22 protein-coding genes are annotated in these 24,974 nt (G+C 62.9%); 12 read left to right on the forward strand and 10 right to left on the reverse strand.

Annotated features, from left to right (window positions below; translation table 11 throughout):
* Positions 1-231: 231 nt before the first annotated feature.
* Positions 232-1,191: an ABC transporter substrate-binding protein gene (locus AB7828_RS19250; protein ID WP_441232269.1), complete on the forward strand. Its 960-nt coding sequence runs from the start codon at positions 232-234 to the stop codon at positions 1,189-1,191.
* 99 nt (positions 1,192-1,290) lie between these two features.
* Complete coding sequence (gene ilvD / locus AB7828_RS19255) at positions 1,291-2,985, forward strand: dihydroxy-acid dehydratase (protein WP_441230914.1); 1,695 nt, start codon at positions 1,291-1,293, stop codon at positions 2,983-2,985.
* Positions 2,986-3,038: 53 nt separating this feature from the next.
* On the opposite strand, the gene AB7828_RS19260 is transcribed toward ilvD, so the two are convergent.
* From AB7828_RS19260 to AB7828_RS19270, 3 genes are all read right to left on the reverse strand, one after another.
* Complete coding sequence (locus tag AB7828_RS19260; protein WP_441230915.1) at positions 3,039-3,860, reverse strand: 3-keto-5-aminohexanoate cleavage protein; 822 nt, start codon at positions 3,858-3,860, stop codon at positions 3,039-3,041.
* Between the two features lie 3 nt (positions 3,861-3,863).
* Positions 3,864-4,208: a RidA family protein gene (locus AB7828_RS19265; protein ID WP_089267869.1), complete on the reverse strand. Its 345-nt coding sequence runs from the start codon at positions 4,206-4,208 to the stop codon at positions 3,864-3,866.
* A gap of 120 nt (positions 4,209-4,328) precedes the next feature.
* Positions 4,329-4,652, reverse strand: coding sequence for a hypothetical protein (locus AB7828_RS19270; protein WP_441230916.1), 324 nt, complete (start codon positions 4,650-4,652; stop codon positions 4,329-4,331).
* Between the two features lie 217 nt (positions 4,653-4,869).
* Between AB7828_RS19270 and recQ the strand changes: the two genes are divergently transcribed.
* A complete protein-coding gene (recQ, locus tag AB7828_RS19275; RefSeq protein WP_441230917.1) occupies positions 4,870-6,747 on the forward strand; it encodes a DNA helicase RecQ in 1,878 nt (625 codons plus the stop codon).
* Positions 6,748-6,770: 23 nt separating this feature from the next.
* Here recQ and AB7828_RS19280 read toward each other — a convergent pair whose 3' ends face one another.
* Both AB7828_RS19280 and AB7828_RS19285 read right to left on the reverse strand, forming a co-directional pair.
* On the reverse strand, positions 6,771-7,103 hold the full coding sequence (locus AB7828_RS19280) for a GYD domain-containing protein (protein WP_116659949.1): 333 nt from the start codon (positions 7,101-7,103) through the stop codon (positions 6,771-6,773).
* Between the two features lie 35 nt (positions 7,104-7,138).
* Positions 7,139-7,642, reverse strand: a complete 504-nt coding sequence (locus AB7828_RS19285; protein WP_210269244.1) for a hypothetical protein — start codon at positions 7,640-7,642, stop codon at positions 7,139-7,141.
* 1,072 nt (positions 7,643-8,714) lie between these two features.
* Between AB7828_RS19285 and AB7828_RS19290 the strand changes: the two genes are divergently transcribed.
* The gene (locus AB7828_RS19290; protein ID WP_089263559.1) at positions 8,715-8,912 is read left to right on the forward strand and encodes a hypothetical protein; all 198 of its coding nucleotides are present in this window, start codon (positions 8,715-8,717) and stop codon (positions 8,910-8,912) included.
* A 196-nt stretch (positions 8,913-9,108) separates the two neighbouring features.
* Entirely contained in the window at positions 9,109-10,320 is a 1,212-nt protein-coding gene (locus AB7828_RS19295; RefSeq protein ID WP_441232270.1) for a serine hydrolase domain-containing protein, read from the forward strand.
* 61 nt (positions 10,321-10,381) lie between these two features.
* On the opposite strand, the gene AB7828_RS19300 is transcribed toward AB7828_RS19295, so the two are convergent.
* The gene (locus AB7828_RS19300; RefSeq protein ID WP_441230918.1) at positions 10,382-11,512 is read right to left on the reverse strand and encodes a LysR substrate-binding domain-containing protein; all 1,131 of its coding nucleotides are present in this window, start codon (positions 11,510-11,512) and stop codon (positions 10,382-10,384) included.
* Between the two features lie 135 nt (positions 11,513-11,647).
* Here AB7828_RS19300 and AB7828_RS19305 point away from each other — a divergent pair, with 135 nt between their 5' ends.
* From AB7828_RS19305 to AB7828_RS19320, 4 genes are read left to right on the forward strand one after another with little or no spacing between them, the layout of a single operon-like run.
* Positions 11,648-12,895, forward strand: coding sequence for a serine hydrolase domain-containing protein (locus tag AB7828_RS19305; RefSeq protein WP_441230919.1), 1,248 nt, complete (start codon positions 11,648-11,650; stop codon positions 12,893-12,895).
* A 15-nt stretch (positions 12,896-12,910) separates the two neighbouring features.
* A complete protein-coding gene (locus tag AB7828_RS19310) occupies positions 12,911-13,852 on the forward strand; it encodes an ABC transporter permease (RefSeq protein WP_441232271.1) in 942 nt (313 codons plus the stop codon).
* Positions 13,849-14,682: an ABC transporter permease gene (locus AB7828_RS19315; protein ID WP_089263556.1), complete on the forward strand. Its 834-nt coding sequence runs from the start codon at positions 13,849-13,851 to the stop codon at positions 14,680-14,682. The genes AB7828_RS19310 and AB7828_RS19315 overlap by 4 nt, the downstream gene beginning before the upstream one ends.
* 10 nt (positions 14,683-14,692) lie before the next feature.
* Positions 14,693-16,342, forward strand: a complete 1,650-nt coding sequence (locus AB7828_RS19320) for a dipeptide ABC transporter ATP-binding protein (RefSeq protein ID WP_441232272.1) — start codon at positions 14,693-14,695, stop codon at positions 16,340-16,342.
* 253 nt (positions 16,343-16,595) lie between these two features.
* On the opposite strand, the gene AB7828_RS19325 is transcribed toward AB7828_RS19320, so the two are convergent.
* From AB7828_RS19325 to AB7828_RS19335, 3 genes are all read right to left on the reverse strand, one after another.
* Positions 16,596-18,167: an ABC transporter substrate-binding protein gene (locus tag AB7828_RS19325; protein ID WP_441230920.1), complete on the reverse strand. Its 1,572-nt coding sequence runs from the start codon at positions 18,165-18,167 to the stop codon at positions 16,596-16,598.
* A gap of 29 nt (positions 18,168-18,196) precedes the next feature.
* On the reverse strand, positions 18,197-19,564 hold the full coding sequence (locus AB7828_RS19330; protein WP_441230921.1) for an aspartate aminotransferase family protein: 1,368 nt from the start codon (positions 19,562-19,564) through the stop codon (positions 18,197-18,199).
* A gap of 257 nt (positions 19,565-19,821) precedes the next feature.
* Positions 19,822-20,217, reverse strand: a complete 396-nt coding sequence (locus AB7828_RS19335) for a nitrile hydratase accessory protein (RefSeq protein ID WP_441232273.1) — start codon at positions 20,215-20,217, stop codon at positions 19,822-19,824.
* 241 nt (positions 20,218-20,458) lie between these two features.
* Here AB7828_RS19335 and AB7828_RS19340 point away from each other — a divergent pair, with 241 nt between their 5' ends.
* Positions 20,459-22,105 carry an amidohydrolase gene (locus AB7828_RS19340; protein ID WP_441230922.1) on the forward strand — a complete coding sequence of 549 codons (1,647 nt, stop codon included), beginning with the start codon at positions 20,459-20,461 and terminating at the stop codon, positions 22,103-22,105.
* 171 nt (positions 22,106-22,276) lie between these two features.
* Here AB7828_RS19340 and AB7828_RS19345 read toward each other — a convergent pair whose 3' ends face one another.
* Positions 22,277-22,495 carry a DUF3551 domain-containing protein gene (locus AB7828_RS19345; protein WP_089263548.1) on the reverse strand — a complete coding sequence of 73 codons (219 nt, stop codon included), beginning with the start codon at positions 22,493-22,495 and terminating at the stop codon, positions 22,277-22,279.
* 616 nt (positions 22,496-23,111) lie between these two features.
* On the opposite strand from AB7828_RS19345, the gene AB7828_RS19350 reads away from it, so the two are divergent.
* Positions 23,112-23,315, forward strand: coding sequence for a DUF6894 family protein (locus AB7828_RS19350; RefSeq protein WP_441232274.1), 204 nt, complete (start codon positions 23,112-23,114; stop codon positions 23,313-23,315).
* A gap of 206 nt (positions 23,316-23,521) precedes the next feature.
* The gene (locus AB7828_RS19355) at positions 23,522-24,970 is read left to right on the forward strand and encodes an alpha/beta hydrolase (protein ID WP_441232275.1); all 1,449 of its coding nucleotides are present in this window, start codon (positions 23,522-23,524) and stop codon (positions 24,968-24,970) included.
* The last annotated feature ends 4 nt before the right edge of the window (positions 24,971-24,974 follow it).

Here is a 24,974-nt window from a genome sequence, read left to right on the forward strand (position 1 = left end):
GCATCTGCGAGCTATCTACGCTGCGTCCGCAGCCGCAGCAACGATGATATCAACGCCTGCGTAACTGCCAATTGTTGCGCCACAGCACGAATGAATGTTGGGCACGGACCTCGCTTGCCAGAATATTTGAAGCATGAAAGGCTTCAAGACAGTGGGGCTTTTCTTTTGGCCGGGTCTGGCCATCATCAAACGGAGTGAGCGGGCATGAAGCTGGGTTCTTCTAAGTGGCTGATGGCGGCGGCTCTCGCGGCGGGAGCGGTGTCGGGTGCGGCGCAGGCGCAGACGATTCCGACCATCAAGGTCGGCTGGACCATTCCAGCCGAAGAATCCAAATACTGGATGATGAAGCGCCCGACCGAATTCACCAATCTCGGCAAGACCTACAATATCGAATGGACCCAGTTTCAGGGCACCTCGCCGATGACGCAGGCGCTCGCCGCCGGCGCGCTGGATTGCGCCACCCAGGGCGTGCTGTCGCTCGCCAACGGCGTCAACGGCGGCAACCTCAAGGCCTATATCGTCGCGCAGCACGTGTCGGAAAAGCCCGGCAGCTTCTCGGTCTACTGGGCCGTGAAGGATGACTCGCCGATCAAGACCATCGCCGATCTCAAGGGCAAGAATGTCGGCATTTCCGTCATCGGCGGCGGCACCTATGGTCCGTTCAAGATGCTGCTGAAGGGCGCCGGCGTCGATCCCGAGAAGGACGTCAAGCTGATCGAGATCGGCTTCGCAGCTTCCGAGGATGCACTGCGCCAGGGCCGCGTCGACGCCATCAACATGAACCAGCCATTTGCCGCGCGGATGGAAGCCAAGGGCGGCACGCGCAAGCTGTTCTCGCTGAACGAGGCGATGCCCAACATCGTGCATATCCTTGAAGCCTGCCGCGCCGATTTCGTCGACAAGAACCCCGAACTCGCCAAGGCCTATGTCGCCGACATCACCCTTGGCATGAAGAAGGCGCTGGCCAACCGCGAAGAGACGCTGAAGGTCGTCAACGAAGTCATGAAGGCGCCGATCCCGGTACTGGAAACCTATCTGCTGAAGGAGAACGACTTCGCCCGCGACCCGGGCGCAGCACCGAACTTCCCGGCCATGCAGAAGATGCTCGATATCTACACCGAGGCCGGCATGCTGCCGAAGATGGACGCGATGCAGTTCAAGCACCCGACCATCGTCGCGCCGATCCAGTAGAGCAAGACGCGATATCTCACTATATGATGTCCTGAGGCCACGCCCCACGGCGTGGCCTCACTGCATTGGACGACAAGACCAAGAAACGGACAGATTCCCATGAAGAAGTTGCGATCCCGCGTCACCACCGACGGCCTCGACCGTGCCCCGCACCGCGCCTTCATGCGCGCCATGGGCCTTGATGACGAAGCGATCGCAAAACCCATGATCGGCGTGGTGTCGATGAAGGGCGAGCAGACGCCCTGCAACATGACCCATGACTTTCAGGTCGACGCCGCCAAGACCGGTATTTCCGAAGCCGGCGGTACGCCGCGCGAATTCTCGACCGTCTCGGTCTCCGATGCCATCAGCATGAACCATGAGGGCATGAAGTTCTCGCTGCTGTCGCGCGAGATCATCGCCGACTCCATCGAAGCCGTGATGCACGGCCTCGCTTACGACGCACTGATCGGCTTCGGCGGCTGCGACAAGACGTTGCCCGGCGTCATCATGGGCATGGTCCGCTGCAACGTGCCGTCGATCTTCATCTATGGCGGCAGTTCGCTGCCGGGACTGCACAAGGGCAAGACGCTGACCGCGCTGGATTCCTATGAGGCCGTCGGCGCCTTCATGACCGGCGACATCGACAAGCAGGAGCTGGACGCCATCGAACGGGCGTGTCTGCCGACCATCGGCGCCTGCGCCGGCCAGTTCACCGCCAATACGATGGCGATGGTCTCCGAGGCGCTGGGGATCACCATGCCCAATGTCTCGATGATCCCCGGCGTCTATGCCGAACGCGCGCAGTTCGCCCGGCGCGCCGGACGTCTGGTCATGGACATGCTGCGCAACGATGGCCCGCTGCCGCGCGACATCGTCACGCGCAAATCCCTAGAGAACGGCGCCGCCATCGTCGCCGCCACCGGCGGCTCGACCAATGCCGCGCTGCATCTGCCGGCCATCGCCAACGAGGCCGGCATCAAATTTACCATCGACGATGTCGGCGAGGTGTTCGCGCGCACGCCGCTGATCGGCAATCTGCGGCCGGGCGGCAAATATGTGGCCAAGGATGTCTACGATATCGGCGGCACGGCGGTCGTCATTCGTGCACTGGTCGAGAGCGGCCATATCGACGGCTCCTGCATCACCATCACCGGACGGACCATTGCCGAGGAATACGGCAACGCCAACAAGGCCGATGGCGAGATCATCTACTCCTCAGCAAAGCCGATCATGCCCGATGGCGGCGTCGCGGTGCTGAAGGGCAATCTCTCGCCCGATGGCGCAGTGATCAAGGTCGCCGGTCTGAAGAAGACAGTGTTCGAAGGCACGGCGCGCGTGTTCGAGGACGAAGAAAGCTGCGTCGCCGCGGTGAAGGACCGCAGCTACAAGGAAGGCGATGTGCTGATCATCCGCAACGAGGGTCCGGTCGGCGGACCCGGCATGCGCGAGATGCTCGGGGTCACCGCGCTCATCTACGGCCAGGGCATGGGCGAGAAGGTCGCCCTGATCACCGACGGTCGCTTCTCCGGCGCGACCCGCGGCATGTGCATCGGCTATGTCTCGCCGGAAGCCTATATCGGCGGCCCACTCGCGCTGGTGCGCGATGGTGACAAGATCCGCATCGACGCGGCGGCGCGGCGGCTGGATCTGATAATCGATGAGACGGAATTCGCCGCGCGCAGAGCGGCATGGACGCAGCGCCCACCGCGTCACCGCGCCGGTGCACTGGCGAAATATGCCAAGCTCGTCGGACAGGCCCCCGGCGGCGCCGTGACGCATGACGGCGGCGCGGAATGGCCGTGGTTTGAGTGAGTAATCCTGGCGCCGGCGACGCGCTCCTTCTCCCCGCACTGCGCGGGGAGAGATTAGGGAAGCTCCGCGGTCGCGGCCCTGAGCTCATCCGCCGTCGCCGCCTTCAGTCCAACCGCCTCGATCGCGCGGCGCGCCGCCGCAACCAGATCCTGATTGCCTTTGGCGCGGCAGCCATCCGGCAGCAATTCGTTGTTCTCGAAGCCGACGCGAATATGACCGCCCAGCAATGCGCCAGCAGTGACGCAGGCCGTCTCCTGCGCACCGAAGGCGCAGACACTCCAGTGTTCGAATGTTGGCGCACCGGGCGCGACGAACGGCAGCAGATCGGCCGGGTGCGACGTCTGCCCCGCCGTATAACGGCCGAGCACGAACAGCACCGGCAGCTTCTCGAACGGCACTAGCCCGCGCTTGCGAAACTCGGCCAGCCTGATGGCATCCTGCGCATCGTAGAGAATGATCTGCGGCGTCACGCGCTCGCGCTTCATCCAGCCGAGCAGATCGGCGAAGGCCTGCTCCTCGCTGGCATCGGGCACCAGTTCGCGCAGCGCCAGCGATGCCGCTTCCGGCTTCACCGCCTGCACCGCCGCGCGCTGCTGCGCTGGTGTGTATTTGCCGAGCGCCTCGGAGGTGATCTGGATGACGAGCCTGTCGCCCACTGCACTGCGGATCGTCGCGATGGCGTCCCGATAGGCCGCCGCATCGAGCAGGTGACTGCCGTCGGCATTGCGCACATGGGCATGGATCATCGCCGCGCCTGCCTCGAGGCAATGCGCGGCCGTCACCGCCAACTCCGCCGGCGTCAGCGGCACGGCGGGATGGTCGGCCTTGACCTTGCGGCCGCCGTTGGGGGCGACCGCAATGGCAACGGGTGACATGATTTACGGAATCGCTGCGATGACGGCGATTTCGACCTTGATGGCGGGGTCGGCGAGCTTCGACTCGACGCAGGCGCGTGCCGGGCCAACGTCGGGCACCCAAGCATCCCACACCGTATTCATGGCATCGCGGTCATTGATATTCGGCAGCCAGACGGTGGCGCTGAGGATGTTGTTCTTGTCGGTGCCGGCTTCCTTGAGGAGCGCATCGATCTTGTCGAGCACCTGCTTGGTCTGCGTCTTGACGTCGCCCGAATATTCATCGGGCACCTGGCCGGCCAGATAGACGGTGTTGCCATGGATGGAAGCCTGGCTGAGACGCTTGCCGGGACCGAGACGCTTGATCATGCAGAAGTCTTTCATTGAGTGTGGAACGGAGTGACCCGGGCGTGACCATCCCCGCTCGGAACTGGCCCGTCAAGCCCATGACGCCACACGGCACAAGTGGCCCCGCGTGGACCACGTCCACTATTCCGCGGCGCGGGCCCGCTTCACTGCATCGTCCATCAACGCCTTTGGCGCTGGCAGCCGCAACCGGCGGCCATGCTGCAGATAGAGCAGCGCGACACGCTTCGGATCTGACAGGTTCCAGATTTCGACCGCGGGCAGCCGCCCCACCAGCGTCACAGACGGCCGATGCGCTATGACATGGGACAGGATCGCGGACTTTGGCCCCTTTTTGAATTTCCGGCGCACTTTTCGCGCGGCATTCTCATTGGCCGCGTGCCAGCGGATCTTGGGTCCGCGGCGACGGGTCAGAAGCCAAGAAAAGATTCGCAAAATGAATGGCATACGGCTTTTCTTTTTGCCCGGTTGCAGCGACGCTGGCGCGGTCGCGCACTCATTCTCTTAGAACGGATCATCGACAGGGGTAAAGCGGCGCGATCAAGGCGAAACGTCGCGATGCCATAGAGAATGAAGCATTCTCTCGGGAATGACGCGTTCTCCTGGGGGAACGACGCGTTTCCCGGGATATACGCGACCCTCGAATCAGGAATAGACCTGCGCCATGTCCGTTCCCGCCGGCGCCTCGCGTCAATCGAAAAATCAGCCAGACGTGTTCCAGACCTCGGACGCATTGTCCGTGCTGCATTCGGTGTTCGGCCTGCCGGGTTTTCGCGGTGCACAGGAAGATATCGTTCGCCACGTGACCGATGGCGGCAATTGCCTGGTGCTGATGCCGACCGGCGGCGGCAAGTCGCTGTGTTACCAGTTGCCATCCTTGCTGCGCCCGGGCTGCGGTATCGTCGTGTCGCCCTTGATTGCGCTGATGCGCGATCAGGTCGCGGGCCTGCTTGAGGCGGGCGTCAAGGCGGCGGTGCTGAATTCCACCCTGTCTTGGGACGAAGCCAACGAGGTCGAGCGGCAATTGCTCGCCGGAGAACTGGACCTTCTCTACGTCGCCCCTGAACGTCTGGTCACGCCGCGGTGCCTGTCGATGCTCGGCCGCGCCAAGATCGCCCTGTTCGCCATCGATGAAGCGCATTGCGTCGCGCAATGGGGCCACGATTTCCGGCCCGAATATATCGGCCTCTCGGTCATCGCCGAACGGTTCCCGAACATTCCGCGCATTGCCCTGACGGCAACCGCCGACGATCTGACCCGGCAGGAGATCGTGCAACGCCTCCGCCTGGAAGACGCACCGAATTTCGTGGCGAGCTTCGACCGGCCGAACATCAAATACGAGATCGTCGACAAGACCAACGCACAGAAGCAGTTGCAGGCTTTCATCAGCGACCGGCATTCCGGCGAGGCCGGCGTGGTCTATTGCCTGTCGCGTGCCAAGGTCGAGGACACCGCAGCCGCATTGAACAAGGCCGGAATCCTCGCGCTGCCCTATCACGCCGGGCTCGACGCGCGCCTGCGTGAGACCAATCAGGATCGCTTCATCAATGAAGACGGCGTGGTGATCGTCGCCACCGTCGCCTTCGGCATGGGCATCGACAAGCCCGATGTGCGCTTCGTGTGCCATCTCGATCTGCCGAAGAGCATCGAGGCCTATTATCAGGAGACCGGCCGCGCCGGCCGCGACGGCAAGCCGTCGAATGCGTGGATGGCCTATGGCCTCTCCGACATCGTGCAGCAGCGCCGCATGATCGACGAGTCCACGGGTTCGGAGACTTTCAAGCGCGTCTCCATCGGCAAGCTCGATGCGCTGGTCGGCCTCGCCGAAACAGTCGATTGCCGCCGCACCCGACTGCTGGGTTATTTCGGCGAAGAGGCGACCGGCACGCGCTGCGGCAATTGCGACAATTGCCTCTCGCCGCCGAAAGTCTGGAACGGCAGCGTCGCCGCGCAGAAGCTGCTGTCCTGTGCCTATCGCACCGGACAGAAATTCGGCGCCATGCATCTGGTCGACGTGCTGATCGGTCGCCTCACCGACAAGGTCAAGCAATTCGGCCATGACAAGCTGTCGGTGTTCGGCATCGGCGGCGAACTCACCGAGAAACAATGGCGCGCCGTGATGCGGCAACTGGTGGCGCGCGGCTTTCTCTATGCGGATGCGGACGCGTTCAATGCGCTGAAGCTCACCGAAGAAGCGCGCGGTGTGCTGAAGGGCGAGATCGAGTTGATGTTTCGCGAGGAGACCGGCGGCACCGGCCGCGCCCCGCGCAGCAAATCCCGCCGCGGCGATCTCGCGGCACCGCGCAGCGACAACGCCAATCCCGATCTGCTCGCCGTGCTGCGCGCCTGGCGTTCCGAAGTCGCGAAGAAGCGCAACGTCCCGGCCTATGTCGTGCTACACGACGCCACCATCGATGGCATCGCCAGCGAACATCCCACCACGCTCGACCAGCTCCGCGAAATCCCGGGGATCGGCGACAAGAAGCTGGAGCATTACGGCGCGGAGATCCTCGCTTTGGTGAATGCGACGCCGGGACGATAGCGGGCGATCGAAGCCACCGATGTCTATCGGGCGGGCTTGTAACCCTTGATGACGGACTCCGACTTCTTCAGGGCCGCCACAAGTTCGGCCCCAGTCATCAATGCAGTCGTCTGGCTGGACTTGATGGCGCCGCCCGCTGCAATCGCGACGGCGATGGCCGCCATGCTCTCGATATCCGGAACATCGGCGATCAGCATCACGTCATATTCGCCCAGGCAATACCAACCTCCGATCAATGTTCCTCCGACGGCCTCCGTCGTCTGCCGTCCAACGGATTCAACGCGGTTCTGCGGATTCTTCATTTGCGCGGCCCATGATTCCGGCGTGTAGGCAGCCTGATACATATAGAGCGGCATGTTCGACCTCCGTCAGCCGGGATTGTCCTGACCTTTCACCGCGAGAAGAGCGCGAGCTTCGCCATTTTCACGGCACGGCCTAACTCTATTCGCGCGATGATACCGGCAGCGATCTGCATGGTGGCGCCGATTGCCCAGCTCAAACAGATGATGCCAGCCGTCCTGGGGCGCACGGTTTCACCCAGAATGATACTGGAGACTGACGTGATCGCCGTCACCGATGTGATGAAGGTACCGGCCGCAGTGAGCAGCTCCACCATATCCGCACTGTTGCCCAGCCCACGCCATAGCGGCAAATGCATGCGGTAATCGGCAGGAACCTGGGGCAGATCGATCCCGAGATAGAAGCCGGTAGCCCCATAAATGATCATGGCGAACACGACTTCACCCGAACCGATGACCTCGATGAAGCGGCCGACCTCGGCAACGAACAGCCCGCAGGCAGCCCCAACCAAAGCGAGTCCGGTCCGTTCGAGAATGTGCGCCAACCTGCTGAGGGTCGAGCGGGTGTGCCACGATGCGCTGGGCTTGATGATCATGTGATCCTCGTCTGCCCATGAGCCCTTCGAGGAGGAGTTTTGAGGTCCGTCCTCCGCAATAACAAGCAGGAGTGCTTACCTAAATCGAGTGGGGTGGCGGTACCTGCTTCGGTGACGTGGAAACACACGCTCGCATTCTCGCGCCGCCGAAGCGTCCGAGTTGTGCGCATTCCTTCGAGCCTCTCCGAAAAGAGCGCGTGCGGAACGCCGGGTGCCCGATGCACCCTTGGGCCTGATGCGATGCGGTCTTCCGCAATCTAGAGTGCATCAGGACTTTCGGAGGCGCCGAGCGATTGCCCGACGTTCCGCCTGCGGTGTTTTTTCGGTTGCTTGCACTTTGCCTCAGCGAACGATCCGATCACCGAATTAAAGTCCCAAGGCGATGGGAAGGGAGCCTCAAGCGAGTAAGCCGGACACGTTTTGACTTGGTCGTCCGTCACACTGTCCAGAGCGTCTTTCCATCCCAAGGCCGGCCGTCTCCTTGCCAGTGGCAGTGCTGGCGCAGATCCGTCCTACCCGAAGACAGACGTCACCCCCAAACCGCGTGACGCCGCATCTCCGGCGTCCACCGCATCCTGCCCCGCGAACGTGACGATCGCGCTCGCCCCTCTCATCGGGGCCGGACGGAAAAGATAATAATCCTTATAGGGATGCTGTCAAAAAGAATAGGAAAAAATGTTTACGCGCCGCCCGGCCACACACCCGTCATTCCGGGGCGCGAGGAGACGCCGAAGGCGGCGTATCACGAACCCGGAATCCCGACATGTTTTGCGCTGAACACTTCGGGATTCCGGGTTCGCGCTCTGCCGCTTCGCCGGCGACGCACGCCCCGGAATGACAGCGTGGGGCCAGACGCTTCGGACTTTGTGGCCATCCCTCGGCATCGAACAATACGTATGACGTAAATACCGCCAAAGGCGCCAAAACCGCTGCATTCGTAAGTATCCGGCTACGCGACGAAACAAATCTCCGCTTCCACGAAACAATTTTCTACACGGACGCCATCGGCTGGAAACCGGCCGGGACTACACCTCCATGCAACAAGTAGCCGCGTAGACGGCAGGAGGCCGCCATGAACCACTCGATCCACAGCGCAGACCGCAGCACGCATCTGAAGATCGTCGTTGTCGCCCTGGTTGCCGGCATCGCGGTTGCAGGTTTCGGCATTGCCGCCCGCACGGGCACCAGCGACGGCACCCAGACGGCCCGCGTCATCAAGGCCGGTCAGCCGACCGCGCTCACCAGTTCGAACACGACGGCGGTTCGCTGATTGTCGCATCAGGACACCGGACCGGTTTGACCTCAATCAGCGTGATGTGCCGCTGATCCCAGGATAAGCGGTACGCGCCGGTGATTCCGGCGCACCGCGCGTTTCAGCCTTGGCACCCTCGACAGTCCTTCTGCGCTGCCATAGTAAATCCTTGAGCGCATCGACGCGCCCGAAGATGCAGGACAGACCTTTGACTGTGACAGATGTGGCGCCGGGTGCAGGCGAAGCCAACAGCACCATTCGTCAGGCTTCCGCGACGAGCCCCAAAACCGCAAACCAGACTGCAACCGACGCGATCATCAATTCCTATGCCGGCCGATCGATGCCCATCGATCATCTGCGGACCTTCGTCACGCCCGAGATGAATTTCGCGACGCGCACCATCAAGGCTGGCGCGCCGGTGCGGCCGCTGACTTACGGCAAGCGCGCGCTGCCGGACTTTCCGATCGTCTCCACCGCCGGCACCTTCGACATCTATGACTATGTCTCGCGCAACCGCGTCGCCGGACTTCTGGTGATGAAGGACGACGAAGTGCTGCTCGAACATTATGACCTCGGCATCAACGCCGCCACGCGCTGGCTATCGATGTCGATGGCGAAATCCTTCAGCACCACGCTGGTGGGCGCGGCCATCCAGGACGGCTATATCCAGAGCGTCGACGACCCGCTGACCAAATATCTTCCCGAATTTTCCGGCACCGCCTATGAGGGCGTCAGCGTGAAGACGCTGATGCAGATGACGTCGGGCCTGCGCTGGTGCGACGACCAGACCGATGCGAATTCCGAGCGCCGCAAGATGCTCGCATTGCAGGTCGGGCAGGAGCCCGGCGCCGTCATGCGCTATATGGCCGAGCGCCCGCGCGCCGCCGCGCCCGGCACGCAATGGACCTATTCGACCGGCGATACCCATGTTGTCGGCGCGCTGGTGAAAGCCGCCACCGGCAAATGGCTGAGCGATTATCTCTCCGAGAAGATCTGGTCCAGACTAGGCATGGAGGCCGATGGCGCCTGGTGGCTGGAAGCACCGGGCGGGCTGGAAGTCGCCGGCAGCGGGATGTTTGCCACCCTGCGCGACTATGCCCGGTTCGGCCGGTTCATTCTCGACGACGGTGTGATCGATGGAGAGTGCGTGCTACCGGAAGGCTGGATGCGTGCGGCCGGCGCCGCGCGTGAGATCAACGGCCAGCGCGTCGATTACGGCTATATGTGGTGGATCGTGCCGGCGCCCGACGGCACGCTCGATGACGGCGCCTTCGTCGCGCGCGGCATTTTCGGCCAGATGCTGTACATCAATCCAAAACAGCGCGTGATCTGCGTCGTGCTGAGCGCGCGCTCGAAGCCAACCACGATGAATGCGCCTATTCTGGACAATGATTTCTTCAATGCGGTGGTGAAGGCGCTGAAGTGAGGCGCTGGCTTCCTAACCTCTCCCCGCAAGCGGGGAGAGGTTAGGAAGCCGCTCGCTTGTTCTACCCCACCCTGCTCCGCTTCGCCTGCGCCGCGACGCTCAGCTCGGGCCAGTCTTGCGCGATGGCCTCGATCAACCAGTTGCGATAGCGGCGGATCAGCGGCGCATCCCAGCGGTCGGCGCGGGTGATGAAGTAATAGATGCCGTCGGAATAAGGCTGAAAGCTCGCATTGCCTTTTCCGATCTCGACGAGGCGACCGGATTCCAGCTCATGCGCAACCACCATATGGTTGGACAGCGCGACGCCGCGGCCATGGATCGCAGCGTCCAGCGTCATGTGGCCCTGCCACAGGCGAGGACCGCCGAGGTCGAGCTCGTCATAGATACCGTGCGCCGCCAGCCAGTGCGCCCAGCTGTCGAAATCCTCTTCATGCAGCAGGCGCTGGCTGAGCAGATCGCGCGGCGTCTCGATCGCTGGCATTGAGGCCAGGTAGGCCGGGCTCGCCACCGCGACGATCGGCACCTGCGCCGCCTCGATGCAGCGCAGGCCGGGGGCGAGCTGCAGCGGATTGCCATAGACCGACTCGAAGCGGATATCGATATCCGTCTCGTGCGAGGCGAAATCCGGCCGGCGATCGGTGGGGCGTAGCTCGATATCGACGTCGCGATTGGCCTTCTCGAACAATCCGATCTTGCGCGACATCCAGTGCAGCGCGAAGCCCGGCGCGCACCAGATCAGCAGACGATGATTGTCACCGCGCCGCATCAGGTCGATGGTGGCATCGGCGATGGCATCCATCGCCGCCGCAATATGCCGGTGATAACGCACGCCGTCATCGGTCAGCGAGATGCTCGATGAGGTCCGGTCGATCAACTGGGTGCCAGTCCATGATTCCAGCGTGCGCAGATGCCGGCTGATCACCGCGTGATCACGCCCGAGGCTCTGCGCCGCGCGGCGCACGCCGCCGAGCCGTGCCACCGCATCGAAGGCACGCAGCGCCTCGAAAGGCGGGATCGACTTGCGCGACGGCGGGTTCAGCGCGGGGGCCGGCGCGGCGCCGCTATCGTCCATCACGACAGGATTGGGGCCTGGACCGGAGACCGGCTTCATCATCCATCCACATTCGGTTGGCGGCACGACCGCCAGGCGGATCGTGCCAGTGAGACAAACATTCAGCGAAGCAAGAGACATGCCGGTATGCGCAGAGGCAAGTCGGCAAGGCTGCGGCAAGATGGCAGTCTAGCACGGTGCGCCCGGTGCACCACCATGCCCCTCATTGGCATCTTCCGAGCCATCTTGATGGCGTTACCCTCGTGAGGTCTAACGATGGCTCATCGCGCGCTGCGCGGCGGCCGCTGCATGGGGATGACGACGCTGACCGACCTGTTTCAACGGCCACCCTACCGCGACCCGCTCGATCCCGGCGGCCCCCTGCTGCCACGCTCCGGCTGGAGCCGCGCGCCGATGCATCGCTGGACCTTCCAGCACATCCGCGAGATGACGCCGACCGCGCAGGTCTGGCGCGGCCCGGGCCCGGTCATGCCGATGCTCAAGAATTTTCAGGCGCTGGACGATGTCGCGTTTACCTTCGATGGCCGCGAGTTGAGTTTCGACCGCTTCCTCGCAGACAACGCCACCGATGGCATGCTGGTGCTGCATCGCGGCGCCATCGTCTATGAGCGCTATTTCAACGGCATGAAGCCGCACAGCCAGCACCTGTCGATGTCGATGGCGAAATCGATGGTCGGCATGGTGACCGGCATTCTCACTGACCGCGGCGTGCTCGATCCCAAGGCGCCGGTGACGCAGTATCTGCCGGAGCTAGCGCGCACCGCCTATAGCGGCGCGACCGTGCAGCACGTGCTCGACATGACAACCGGTGTCGTGTTCGACGAATCCTACACCACGCCCGGCTCGCATATGGTCAAGCTCGGCTATGCCTGCGGCTGGCGCGTCAACGATCAGCCGGACTACCCGCGCACCATGTGGGAGCTGATCCTGACGCTGACCGAACAGGACCGTCCGCACGGCGCCCTGTTCCAGTATCGCTCCATCGAGACCGACGTGCTCGGCTTCATCCTCGAACGTGCCACCGCAACGTCGCTCTCCGAATTGGTCAGCCGCGAATTGTGGGCGCCGATGGGCGCGCAGGAGGACGGCTATTTCACTGTCGACCACGGCGGCTTCGCGCTGGCCGATGGCGGCTTCTGTGCAAGCCTGCGCGACTATGGCCGCTTCGCGCAGATGATCATCAATGGCGGGCGGTCCAGCGATCGTCAGGTGATCCCGAAAGCGTGGATCGACGACACCCGCAACAACGGCAACACCGAACTGTTCCAGGGCTTCTTCCGCGAGACGCTGCCGGAGGGCGCCTATCACAACAAATGGTGGATCGAGGATCCCCGGGGGCGCGCCATGCTGGCACGCGGCATCTTCGGGCAATTGATCTATATCGATCCGGAATCCGAATTTGCTTTCGTCAAGCTCTCGACCTGGCCCGAGGTCACCAGCGTGCCCCGCGCCCGCGAGGCCGTCGCCGCCGCGCATGCGATCCGCGATGCGCTCACACGATAACCGAAAGGCAGCGTGATGGGCTGCTTCCTGCTCGGACGTCTGCTGCAGGCGGTGCCGACACTGATCATCGTATCGGCGGCGATCTTTTTTGCCATGCGGCTGATCCCCGGCGATCCTGCTTCCGTCATGCTCGGCGATCTCGCGACGCCCGAACAGGTCGAGGCGCTGCGCCGGGAGATGGGCTTGTCCGGCGCGCTGCCGTCGCAATATCTGACCTGGCTCGGTCATATTTTTTCCGGCGACTTTGGCAAGTCGATCTCATCAGGCGAACACGTGCTGCCGCTGATGCTCGATCGCTTCGCGGTGTCCGCGACCATCGTCGTTACAGCCGTGGCGTTTGCCGCGCTCATCGCGGTACCGGCCGGCATGTTCGCGGCTTGGCGGCAGGGCACCTTCGCCGACTACGGCACGGTGGCACTCTCAACGCTCTTGTTGTCGATCCCGAGCTTCTGGCTCGGCCTGATGATCCTCTTGGTATTCGGCATGTGGCTCGAATGGTTTCCCGTCATCGGCTACGTGTCGCTGAGCGAGAACTTCCGTCAGGGTGTGCTGTTCATCTTCATGCCGGTGCTCACGCTGATCATGGTCGAACTCGGCCCGATCGTGCGCATGGCGCGCGCCTCCACCATTGAGGTGTCGCGGCTCGAATATATCACCCATGCCCGCGCCAAGGGCCTGTCGGAATCCGAGGTGATGTGGCGCCATGCCTTCCGCAACGCCTTTGCGCCCACCTGGACATTGATCGGCCTGATCCTCGGCGGATTACTCGGCGGCATCGCCATCACCGAGACGGTATTCACCATTCCCGGCCTCGGCCGCCTGCTGGTCGAGGCGATCTATGCCCGCGACTATCCGGTGGTGCAGGGCTGCATCCTGTTCATCAGCGTCATCTATGTCATCGTCAATCTGATCGTCGACATGCTGTATCCGCTGTTTGACCCCAAGATCGCCCAATGACGCGCTACTTCCCCCGCCTCGCGCGCGGCCGCGCCAATCTCCTGATCGGTGGCGGCCTCGTGCTGCTGCTGACCCTGCTCGCGATCTTCGGCCCCATGCTGGCGCCCTATGATCCGCTCAAGCTCAACCTGCGCGCGGTGCTGAAAGCACCTTCCGCATCGCATCTGTTCGGCGCCGACGAATTCGGCCGTGACGTGCTGAGCCGCCTGATCTATGGCGCACGCACCACCGGCTGGATCGCGCTCGCCACCGTTGCCATCGCCGTCTCACTCGGCCTGTTGTTCGGCATCGTCGCCGGCTTCCTGCGCGGCTGGACCGACAGGATACTCATGATCCTCAACGACTCGCTGCTGGCCTTTCCCGGCCTGCTGCTGGCGCTGTTCATCATGGCGATCTCCGGCGCCAGCCGCGAGGCGCTGATCCTGGCGCTCAGCGTCGCCTATATGCCCGCCGTGGTGCGCGTCGCACGCGCCAGCGTGCTGTCGGTGCGCGAACGCGAATATATCGAGGCATCGCGGGTGATGGGCAATTCGGAACTCGTGACCATGGTGCGCCATGTGCTGCCGAACTGCATGGCGCCGATCACGGTGCTGGCCACCACGATGTTCGGCTGGGTCATCCTGTCGGAGAGCGCGCTGAGCTTTCTCGGCCTCGGCGTGCCACCGCCGGCGCCGAGCTGGGGCAACATGCTGGCCTCGGGCCGGCCTTTCATCACGCAGGCGCCGTATTTGCTCATTTTGCCGGGCCTGTGCATCTCGCTGACGCTGCTCGGCATCAACATGCTGGGCGACGCGCTGCGCGACTGGCTCGACCCGAAGATGCAGGCCTGATGCGATGACGATGACACACGATCCATCGCAGCCCGTCATCGCCGCCGAGCATCTGACGGTTACCGTCGGCCCCGACGGCAACAAGCTCGTCGACGATGCCAGCTTCTCCATCATGCCCGGTAGCATGCTGGCGCTGGTCGGCGAGTCCGGCTCCGGCAAAACCATGGCCGCGCGCGCCGTGCTCGGCCTGCTGCCGACGCCGCTGATCGCCGCACCCGGCAGCAGCATCAGGTTCCGCCACACCGAACTGGTCGGCATCGCGCCGCCGGCGCTGCGCAAAATCCGCGGCGCCCATATCGGGATGGTGTTCCAGGAGCCGATGGTGTCGCTCAATCCGTCAATGACCATCGGCCAGCAGATGGCGGAAGGTCTCAAACTGCATCATCGCCGGCTGTCGCGCGGCGAGATCCGCGAGCGCTGCCTCACGATGCTGAAGCGCGTCAGCATCCCCAATCCCGTTCACTGCCTCGACGCCTATCCGCATGAATTTTCCGGCGGCATGCGCCAGCGCATCATGCTGGCCTCGGTGATGCTGCTGAAGCCGGACCTGCTGATCGCAGACGAGCCGACCACGGCGCTCGACACGCTGGTGCAGCGCGACGTGCTCGACCTGATGGTGGAACTGACGCAGGAGAACGGCACGGCGGTGCTGCTCATCAGCCACGACCTCGGCATGGTCTCGCATTACGTGCGCGACGTGGCGGTGATGCTGAAAGGCCGGATTGTCGAGCAGGGCCGCAGCATCGATGTGCTGTCGTCGCCGCAGCACGACTATACCAAACGGCTGGTCGATGCACTGCCGCGGCGAAGCGCCGGCGGATTGCGCAGCGCCCGCACGGTCAAGCCGCTGGTCGAATTGCGCGACGTGGTGATCGACTATGCGGGACGCCCGCGCCTGTTCGGCCGCACGGAGGCCAAGCGCGCCGTCGATGGCGTCGATCTCGCCATCGGCGAGGGCGAGACGCTGGCACTGGTCGGCGGCTCAGGCTCCGGCAAGACCACGCTTGGCCGCGCCACCGTCGGCCTGATCACGCCGACCTCCGGCAGTATCGCCTTCCGCGGCGGGCAGATCATGACCTGGCGCGGCCGCGCGGCGCGGCTGCAGCGCGAGGAAATGCAGATCATCTTTCAGGATCCGTATTCCTCGCTCGATCCGCGCCAACGCATCGGCGACATCGTCGGCGAACCACTGCGCCTCGACACCACGATGGATGGCAACGCGCGCGATGCCCGCGTACGCGAGGTGCTCGATGAAGTGGGCCTGTCCCAGGACTTCCTGCGCCGACTGCCGCATCAGCTCTCCGGCGGCCAGCGCCAGCGCGTGGCCATCGCCCGCGCCATCGCAAGGCGGCCCGCATTCGTTGTCGCCGACGAGCCGGTGTCGGCACTCGACATGACCGTGCAGAAGCAGATCCTGAAGCTGATCCGCGATCTGCAGGACCGCTACGGTTTCGCCTGCCTGTTCGTCTCGCACGATCTCGGCGCCGTCGAGCAGGTCGCCGACCGCGTCGCGGTGATGCAGAACGGAAAGATTGTCGAGGTCGGCAGCCGGGACGACATCTTCGATCAGCCGCAGCATGACTATACGAAGCGGCTGCTGAATGCGGCGATGCTGCTGGACCGGAGATTTGAGGGAGCGGTGGCCGCAACAGTCGTCTAGCGCCGATTTCTCCGGCCCTCATACGCGGGCAGCGCGAAGCGAGCTTCGCTAGACAACCCGCGTATCCATCTTTGCCCCACACGCCACTCTCGTCGCCTGAAAGATAGATTGCCGGGTCAAGCCCGGCAATGACGTGGGGAGAGGTCGGTGCGTGCGCATCATCTCCAAGCCCATGCGAAACTATCCCCTCACGAAAAAACCCGGAGCCGTCGCCGACCCCGGGTCTTCAAGTCTGCCGTAACGCTGCGGGCAGTTACGGCTTCTTCCACACACCCCAGGCGCGCGGTTTTTCGAGCGGCCACGACTCGTAATTCACGAGCTTCGGCGAGACCGCCTCGATTACGGGATAGTAATAGAGGCCAAGGATCGGCACTTCCTCCGCCATTTTGGCATGGAGCTGCTTGAGGATCGCCTTGCGCTCATCGAAACCCGCCGCAGTCAGTGCCTTGAGATACAGTGCCTGCGCGTCCGCATCGTCCCATTGCGACGTGGGCGCCTTGGCCTTGTTGCCGATGATGGTGCCATACATCAGCATCGGGTCGGCGCGGGAGGAATAGCCGAAGGACTGCAGCTGGAACTTGCCGCTCATCCAGTTCTCGAGCTGCGCCGCCCAGTCGATCACGTCGAGCTGCACGTTGAAACCGGCGGCGTTGAGCATGGCCTGCACCACCACGGCATTCTCATACATGCCGATATAGCGCTTGTTGGTCTGCATCTTGATCGACTCGCCCTTGTAGCCGGCTTCCTTCAAGAGCTTTTTCGCGGCTTCAGGATCGTATTTCGGCCAGGCCCGGAACGACTTGTCGAAATAGGCAGAGGATTCCGCAACGCCCGACGGATTGAATTCGGTGAGCCCCATCAACTTGGTCTCGGCCATCTCCTTGAAGTCGATCGCATGTGCCAGCGCCCGGCGGATCTTGACGTTCGACATCAAGGGGTCAGTGGTCTGGATCAGGATCGCCGACAGTGACAGGCCCGGCGCGGTCTTCACGACGGCGCCGCGCTTTCTCATTTCCTCGATGCGCGAGACCTGCAGATAGGTAACGATATCGACCTGTCCGGCGAGCAGCGCAGTTTCCGCCGCGGTCTTGTCGGGGATGACGACGAAACGCACCTCGTCGAAATAACTGGTCCGATCGCCGCCGAAACCGTCGCGTTTCTGCTTCGACGGGACATAGTCCGCGAACCGCTCCAGCGAGACATATTGCTCCTTGCGCCATTCCTTCAGCTTGAACGAGCCGGAACCGATCGCCGCCCCCGCGATCCAGTTGCCGTCAGCGTCGACATTCTTCGGGCTGGCGATCCAGAAGTTGCAGACGATATCGGCAAGCCGGATCAGAAACAGCGTGTTCGGCTTATCGAGGGTGAAGACAACCGTGCCATCGTCCGGTGCTTCCACCGACTCGACCTTCATGCCGCGCGACCCGTCGAAGCTCGCGGCGCAGACCCATGGTGCGCCGGACTTCGGCGCGGCCATGCGGCGATCCCACAGCCATTTGACGTCGGCAGCCTTCACCCTGTCGCCGTTGTGATAGGTCATGCCGTCGCGCAGCTTGAAACTGTAGGTCTTGCCGTCCGGCGACACGGTCCAGCTCTCGGCTGCTGCGGGACCGATGGTCATGTCGTTCCTGTGCGCGACAAGCTGCTCATAGATATGGTTGAGGACGTGATCGGTGAGATTGTCGCTGCGCGAGGCGTCGAGGGTGCGGATATCGGCGGTCATGACGATGCGCATGGTGCCGCCGCGGATCGGCTCCTCGGCGATAGCGCTTCCTGCGAATGCGACGGCCGCGACAATAGCGGCGAAAGCAGATCTCATCCTCATGCGGCTCTCCAAATCATGATACCGAGTATTTACAATCCGAAATGCCGGGCCGTCTCGTCGAGCGCGCGCTTGAGCTTGACAATGATCTCGTCGATCTCGGCATGAGTGATGACCAGCGACGGGCTGAGCACGATGGACTGGCCGACGGCGCGGACGATCAGGCCCTGATTATAAGAGGCCTCGCGGCAGAAGACCCCGGCGCCGTCCTCGACCGTGAAGATCTCACGCGTGTCCTTGCCCTTGACCAGTTGCAGCGCCGCCAGCGTGCCTATGCCGCGCACCTCGCCCACGACCGGATGCTGTTCGAATTGCGCCAGCGCCTGATGCAGATAGGGGCCGATGTCGTTACGAACGCGGTCGACCAGGCCTTCGCGTTCAATGATGTCGATGTTGGCGAGCGCCACCGCGCAGGCGACGGGATGGCCCGAATAGGTATAGCCGTGGGCGAGCAACCCGCCGGCGCCGATGGTCTCGAACACCCGCTTGTTCATCGCCACCGCGGCGATCGGTAGATAGCCGGAGGACAGGCCCTTGGCCAGCGTCATCAGGTCCGGCGTGACGCCGTAAGTTTGCGCGCCGAACCATTCGCCGGTGCGGCCGAAACCGCAGATCACTTCATCCGCAATCAGCAGCACATCGTATTTGCGGCAGATGCGCTGGATTTCCGGCCAGTAGGTCGAGGGCGGATCGATCACGCCGCCGGCGCCCTGCACGGGCTCGCCGATGAATGCCGCAACATTCTCCGGTCCGAGTTCGAGGATTTTCCGCTCCAGCGCCTGCGCGGCCTGCAGCCCGAATTCCTCCTTGGTCAGCTCGCCGCCGAACATGTACCAGTGCGGATGCTGGATATGCGCGAAGCCGGGCAGCGTGCCGCCGTCCATGGCATGCATATGCGGCATTCCGCACAGGCTCACGGCTGCCAGCGTGCTGCCGTGATAGGCCATGGTGCGGCTGATGAAAGTGCGCTTGGTATCCTTGCCCTGCAGCTTCCAGAAATAGCGCACCATGCGCACGATGGTGTCGTTGGCCTCGGAGCCGGACGAAGTGAAGAGGAAATGGTCGAGGCCATCAGGCGTGAGCTGCGAGAGCTTGTGCGCCAGTTCGGTCATCGCCGGCGTCGTGGACTGGAAATGATTGCTGTAGAACGGCAGCTCCGTCATCTGCCGCGCGGCAGCGTCGACCAGTTCCTGCCGGCCATAGCCGATATTGACGCACCACAGCCCGGCCATGCCGTCGAGAAAGCGGCGACCGTCGCTATCCCAGATCTGGCAGCCCTCGCCGCGCACAACCACACGGGTCTTGCCACCGGTGATCAGAGCCGGATCGGTGAAGGAATGGACGTGATGCGCGCCGTCGAGCGCCTGCAGATCGCCGGTCGTTCTTGTTGTATCGAGCATGTTTTTCTCCGACGACGCCGGACAGCCACGGGGGCCAGCGTCAACGAAGGGATCATCGAATTGCCCGGACGATCGCGGGAGATGCCAAACAGGGGGTCGGTGGTGCGCGCTGCGCACCGTGAGGGATGACGCTTCAATAAGAACTCGTCATGCCCGGGCTTGTCCCGGGCATCCACGCCTCACTTCACTTCTGTCAAAAACGTGGATGGCCGGGACAAACCCGGCCATGACGGCGGAGAGAGGCGTGCGCCGCAGCTCTACGCGTGGCGATCGAAATCCGCCGGGGTCAGTTCGATCGGCTGGCCATGCGGCGTGCGATCGGCGGCGTGGTCCCAGGCATCGCGATAGCGATGCAGCGCATCCGCCGTCGTCACACCCTTTTCGGCGATCAGTTTTTCCAGCGTCGCCAGCCAGTGCCGGTAATAGGTCTCGCCGGTGTCGGCATCGCCACCCGCCTGGGCGCGCTTGATCTCGGCAGCCAGCGCCGCAGCCCATTCCGTCCAGGTGAACACGCCGCCCTCATGCAGCGTCACGGCCATGGCAAAGGCCTGGGCCTCCCACGGCTCGCGAAACACGGGACCCTCGGCGTCGCAGGGGATGCTCGGGATTTCGGCCGTCGCACGGGTTGCAGCTTGAGTATTGGTCGTCATCATACCGGCTCCAGACATCAGGCGAATCCTACACCGACGCGCGCCTCACGCAAATGTCGCTGCGTGACGCGCATGGCAGGTGTCTAATTCCTGACCTGCGAGAAAAACTCCAACATAAAGTGCGATATGCGGCACGCTGCCCCGTCTGCAGGCTTACACTGCACAATCTGCGATCTTGCTCCGCTGAATAATTTTGGCGTACCCGTCGCTACACTCGATCCCGTGAATAAAAGGTAGACTTAAGATGGAAAAGCCGAGCCTCATCCTGACCGGAGGACGCGTGTTCTGTGGTCTCAACGAGGGCTTTGTCGAAGCCATCGCGATCGCATCGGGACGCGTGCTGGCGACCGGTTCGGCCGAGACAATCGCCGAGCTTGCCGGGCCTGATACGCGCATCATCGAACTCGCCGGCCGCACCGCCATCCCGGGCCTGAACGATGCGCATATGCATCTGCTGCCGCTCGGCCTGACCATGACCGAGATCAATCTGCGGCCGGAGACCGGCGCCAACTCGATCGGCGAAATCCTGCGCCGCGTCGCCGAGAAGGCCAAGACGGCCAAGCCCGGCGAATGGATCAATGGCCGCGGCTATGACCATTACGAGCTCGCGGAAAAGCGTCACCCCACCGCGGAAGAGCTCGATCAGGTTGCGCCGAACAATCCGGTCTATCTCAAGCGGACCTGCGGCCATGTCGCCGTAATCAACACGCAGGCGATGCGCGCAGCCGGCATCGGCCACAACACGCCGCAGCCTGACGGCGGCATGATCGAGCGCCGCGACAACAAACTTACCGGCCTGCTCGCCGAACGCGCGCTACGTCTGATCGTCGACGCCGCGCCGAAGCCCAGCGCCGAACGCCTGCGCGATGCGATCGACCGCGCCAGCCGATTCATGCTCGAGCAAGGCTTCACCAGCGTGATGGATGCCGCGGTCGGAATGACCGCGGGCATGGATGAGATCGATGCCTACGAGCATCTTGCGAAATCGAATACGCTGCCGATCCGCACCTGGGTCTGTATCTATGGCAACACCGACGGCATCGGCGATCAGGCGCATGCCGCCAGTTATCGCTTCGGCCGCGAGGTCGGCATGCTGCGCTATGGCGCGATGAAAGTGTTCGGCGACGGCAGCGCCGGCGGCCTCACCGCTGCGATGTCGGAGCCCTATCTCGTCGGCGATCCCGACAACCGCGGCATCTTCTGCTACACCGACAAGGAAATGCACGACTATCTCGCGCATTATCACAGCCTCGGCTACCAGCTCGCCATCCACGCCATCGGCGATGCCGCCATCGAACAGGTGCTGTCAGGTATCGAGAAAGCGGGTACGGCGGAGAACCCCATCCTCGGTCGCCGCCATCGCATCGAACATTGCGGCTTCCTGAGCGACAGCCAGATCGCACGCATGGCAGCTGCGGGCATCGATCCAGTGCCGCAGCCGGTCTTCATGTATGAATTCGGCGATCTCTACATCACCAATCTCGGCCAGGCGCGCACCGATGTTGCCTATCCCATGCGCAAATGGTTCGACGCCGGCCTGCATCCCGCAGCGAGTTCGGACGCGCCGGTCTCCACCACCGACCCGTTCAAGAACCTGTTCACGATGACGACGCGCATGTCCAATCGCCACACGGTGCTCGGCGAAGGACAGAAGCTGTCGATGGCGGAAGCGATCCACGCCTACACCTATTTCGGTGCCTATACGCAATTCGCCGAAGATCGCATGGGCCGTCTGGTGCCGGGCCAGCTCGCGGATATCGCCGTGCTCAGCCACGACGTCTTCACCTGCCCGCCCGAGGAAGTCGAAAAGGATACCCGCTGCGACCTCACCATTCTGGGCGGTGACGTCGTGTTCGACAGGCTGGGTCAGGTCGCAGTCGCGGCGGAATAAAGAGAGCGCAAAACGCAGCGATATGCGGTCTATGCCCGCTGTTCAGTCGTATCGGAGCAAAGGTCTGTTTAACGAAGGCCTTTGCCGAAAGGCCGCCGCTTCGTCTGCGCATAAAGGTACCGTCGCCAGATGACATGGCGACGGCTGCCGATTCAAAAACGACACAACGCCTCAGCGGACGCGCTTGCGACAGGAGGCACCTGTTCCGCTAACCGCTGCACGGCATTGGTCGATCGTGTCATAACTACAATCGGTGCCCCGCGACTGTGATTTGGCGCACCACGCCCTCCCCTTGGCTTCGCTCTGCGTGGTGACGAATACCATGCTCGCGCTCGCCACGATCGTGGAAACAAGCAGGGACAATAAGAAACGCTTCTTCAGGTTCTGCATCGCATCCTCCTTTTCAATCGTCGGAATAATGGATGATGCGATTGCATCACGATATCGGGTGTTGACCTGATCCGAGCCGCGGAATCACCCCTGCGATCACAGCGAAAGATCGTGATGCGCTATCGCAGCCGCAGCGGCGCAATCGTATCGCTCACCTGCAATAGCGATGCGATACCGGGTGGGATCTTCCGCTCGATGTGCGGACCCAGCAACGACCATGGCGCCAGTAATACCGGTTATGCCAATGCCGCCTGTGACTCCCCACGGCCGCTCCGGTGGCAGCACCAATAGCCGCACCGCGTCGGCCGCCGACGGCGCCGCCAATGATGGCACCGGACACAGCGCCGCGTCCTGCTGCGCTTTGGGCAAGCACATCCGCCAGCGGAACCACTGCAGACAGCGCGAGTAGAACGAGCAAGGCTGAGATCCTTCGCATGCGTAACTCCCTGACAATTGATGCTGTGGCCCCCGCACGCGTTCCGATTTGAAATGCACATCCAGAACCATGGCTATCGGGGAAAACCCTTGGTCGGTGCACATGACGCGCCATCGCATGTGTCAGCGCCTTACTAATTATTCACTGGGACACGCGGCTCTTCCGAATTATTGGAGCGCGATGCGATACTTCTTCCATATCCTGGACGGGCCGAAAGTTTTTCCCGATGAGGTCGGAAGCCGCCTTTCAAATCCGAAGCTTGCGATCACGCAGGCGCGCGCCCTTGCTACGGAATTGAGCAAGGCCGGCGCGCTTTGCAGGTCCCATCTGGTGTTCGTTCTCGACGAGAGCGGCAACCGGATCTTCAGATGCCGAGCCAACTGACGGCCTCGTATATGGCTGCCGTCGCATAGGCGGATCGGCTCGTCGTCGAAGAAGTTACAGCGTATCAGGGTAAAGCCCGATACCCGCTCAGGTGCTTTCCCCTATATCTCCCGTCGCGCTTCAAATTTCCGGGCTATCCTGCACCACGTCGTCATTTACGGGGTTCGGTCGTGCGGGCCAGAATCTTCAGATTTGCAAAGATCCTGATGGCGTTTTTCGGCATCGCGCTGATGACGATCTTCGCTGTCCGCATCTACGATTCGCAGCGCGGACTGCCACTCGAGACATGGCATACCTACGTTCCGCATGAGCTCCATGCGAGCAAGCTAGATACTGCCGACTGGGCGCAATATATGGCGGCCGAGGCCGAGCTTTTCGACGAAGTCCAGCGCGAGGTATCGCAGAAGCTCGATGCGACAGAACGTGTGCCACCCAATCGGTATTTCGAAGGCAGCCCGGTCTATCCCCCGCATTTCGTGCAGGATTTCAACCGCTCCTTTGTGCTGGAGCCGAAGGAGAAGCCGGTCGGGGCGGTCGTGCTTCTTCATGGCCTGACGGATTCTCCCTATAGCCAGCGCCATATTGCGCGCTTCTACCGCGATCAGGGCTTCCTGGCGATCGTCCCAAGGCTGCCGGCGCATGGCACGGTTCCGGCTGCGCTGACCGATATCGCGTGGGAAGACTGGTTGGCTGCAACGCGGCTCGCGGTGCGGGAAGTCAAGAAGCATATGGATTCGCCTGTGCCGCTGCATCTGGTTGGATTTTCCAATGGCGGCGCGCTGGCCATCATGTATGCGCTGGATGCCATCGACGACGAAAAACTGTCACGACCCGACCGCCTGATACTGATCTCGCCGATGGTCGGCATCACGAGTTTTGCACGGTTTGCTGGCCTTGCGGGATTTCCGGCAATTCTGCCCGCCTTCGCCAAGGCCGCTTGGCTCGATGTCGTTCCGGAGTTCAATCCCTTCAAGTACAATTCATTCCCGGTGAACGGTGCGCGTCAATCGCATCTTCTGACCAGGGCTCTGCAACGGAGGCTCGCGCGCTATGCGAGCGAAGGAAGACTTGGTCAGTTTCCACCCATTCTGACATTCCAGTCGCTGATGGATTTCACCGTCAGCACGCGGGCCATCGTCTCCGATCTCTATGCCCATCTGCCGGCCAATGGGAGCGAACTCGTTCTGTTCGACGTCAACCGCACCGCCCGATTCGGCCCGCTGCTCCGCACCAGCACCGATACCGCGCTGGCACGCATTGTACCTGCCGGCCCGCGGCGCTACCGCCTCGCCGTCATTACCAATTCCGGTGACAATAATGACGATGTGATCGAGCGTGTGACCGAGGCCGGCACTGTCGACGAGCATTCCCGCCCGCTCGGCCTGAACTATCCACGGGGCTTCTATTCGCTGTCGCATGTGGCGCTGCCATTTCCGGTCAGCGATTCTCTCTATGGGGCGGAGCCGGACAAGTCCGAGGATTTTGGCGAGAACCTCGGCACCCTGGCGCCTCGCGGCGAACGCAATGTGCTGATCGCCAGCCTCGACTCGCTGATGCGGGCGTCATCGAACCCGTTCTTCCCCTATATGGTCGGCCGGATCGGTGAGAGCATTCTCACCCCCGCACAGACCGCCCGACCCGCCCGCCAACGATAAATAC

The sequence above is a fragment of the Tardiphaga sp. 215_C5_N2_1 genome (genome assembly GCF_052076055.1).
In the GTDB taxonomy this organism is placed as follows: Bacteria; Pseudomonadota; Alphaproteobacteria; order Rhizobiales; family Xanthobacteraceae; genus Tardiphaga; species Tardiphaga robiniae.

Bases quoted from the DNA above. Each gene is read 5' to 3' on its own strand.
- AB7828_RS19290 (WP_089263559.1), top strand. From the start codon at position 8,715: ATGAACCACTCGATCCACAGCGCAGACCGCAGCACGCATCTGAAGATC.
- AB7828_RS19355 (WP_441232275.1), top strand. From the start codon at position 23,522: ATGGCGTTTTTCGGCATCGCGCTGATGACGATCTTCGCTGTCCGCATC.
- recQ (WP_441230917.1), top strand. From the start codon at position 4,870: ATGTCCGTTCCCGCCGGCGCCTCGCGTCAATCGAAAAATCAGCCAGAC.
- AB7828_RS19335 (WP_441232273.1), bottom strand. From the start codon at position 20,217: ATGATGACGACCAATACTCAAGCTGCAACCCGTGCGACGGCCGAAATC.
- AB7828_RS19265 (WP_089267869.1), bottom strand. From the start codon at position 4,208: ATGATCAAGCGTCTCGGTCCCGGCAAGCGTCTCAGCCAGGCTTCCATC.
- AB7828_RS19340 (WP_441230922.1), top strand. From the start codon at position 20,459: ATGGAAAAGCCGAGCCTCATCCTGACCGGAGGACGCGTGTTCTGTGGT.
- AB7828_RS19285 (WP_210269244.1), bottom strand. From the start codon at position 7,642: ATGATCATCAAGCCCAGCGCATCGTGGCACACCCGCTCGACCCTCAGC.
- AB7828_RS19270 (WP_441230916.1), bottom strand. From the start codon at position 4,652: ATGCCATTCATTTTGCGAATCTTTTCTTGGCTTCTGACCCGTCGCCGC.
- AB7828_RS19350 (WP_441232274.1), top strand. From the start codon at position 23,112: ATGCGATACTTCTTCCATATCCTGGACGGGCCGAAAGTTTTTCCCGAT.
- AB7828_RS19305 (WP_441230919.1), top strand. From the start codon at position 11,648: ATGGCTCATCGCGCGCTGCGCGGCGGCCGCTGCATGGGGATGACGACG.
- AB7828_RS19315 (WP_089263556.1), top strand. From the start codon at position 13,849: ATGACGCGCTACTTCCCCCGCCTCGCGCGCGGCCGCGCCAATCTCCTG.
- AB7828_RS19250 (WP_441232269.1), top strand. From the start codon at position 232: ATGGCGGCGGCTCTCGCGGCGGGAGCGGTGTCGGGTGCGGCGCAGGCG.
- ilvD (WP_441230914.1), top strand. From the start codon at position 1,291: ATGAAGAAGTTGCGATCCCGCGTCACCACCGACGGCCTCGACCGTGCC.
- AB7828_RS19320 (WP_441232272.1), top strand. From the start codon at position 14,693: ATGACACACGATCCATCGCAGCCCGTCATCGCCGCCGAGCATCTGACG.
- AB7828_RS19325 (WP_441230920.1), bottom strand. From the start codon at position 18,167: ATGAGGATGAGATCTGCTTTCGCCGCTATTGTCGCGGCCGTCGCATTC.
- AB7828_RS19300 (WP_441230918.1), bottom strand. From the start codon at position 11,512: ATGTCTCTTGCTTCGCTGAATGTTTGTCTCACTGGCACGATCCGCCTG.
- AB7828_RS19260 (WP_441230915.1), bottom strand. From the start codon at position 3,860: ATGTCACCCGTTGCCATTGCGGTCGCCCCCAACGGCGGCCGCAAGGTC.
- AB7828_RS19345 (WP_089263548.1), bottom strand. From the start codon at position 22,495: ATGCAGAACCTGAAGAAGCGTTTCTTATTGTCCCTGCTTGTTTCCACG.
- AB7828_RS19280 (WP_116659949.1), bottom strand. From the start codon at position 7,103: ATGCCGCTCTATATGTATCAGGCTGCCTACACGCCGGAATCATGGGCC.
- AB7828_RS19330 (WP_441230921.1), bottom strand. From the start codon at position 19,564: ATGCTCGATACAACAAGAACGACCGGCGATCTGCAGGCGCTCGACGGC.
- AB7828_RS19310 (WP_441232271.1), top strand. From the start codon at position 12,911: ATGGGCTGCTTCCTGCTCGGACGTCTGCTGCAGGCGGTGCCGACACTG.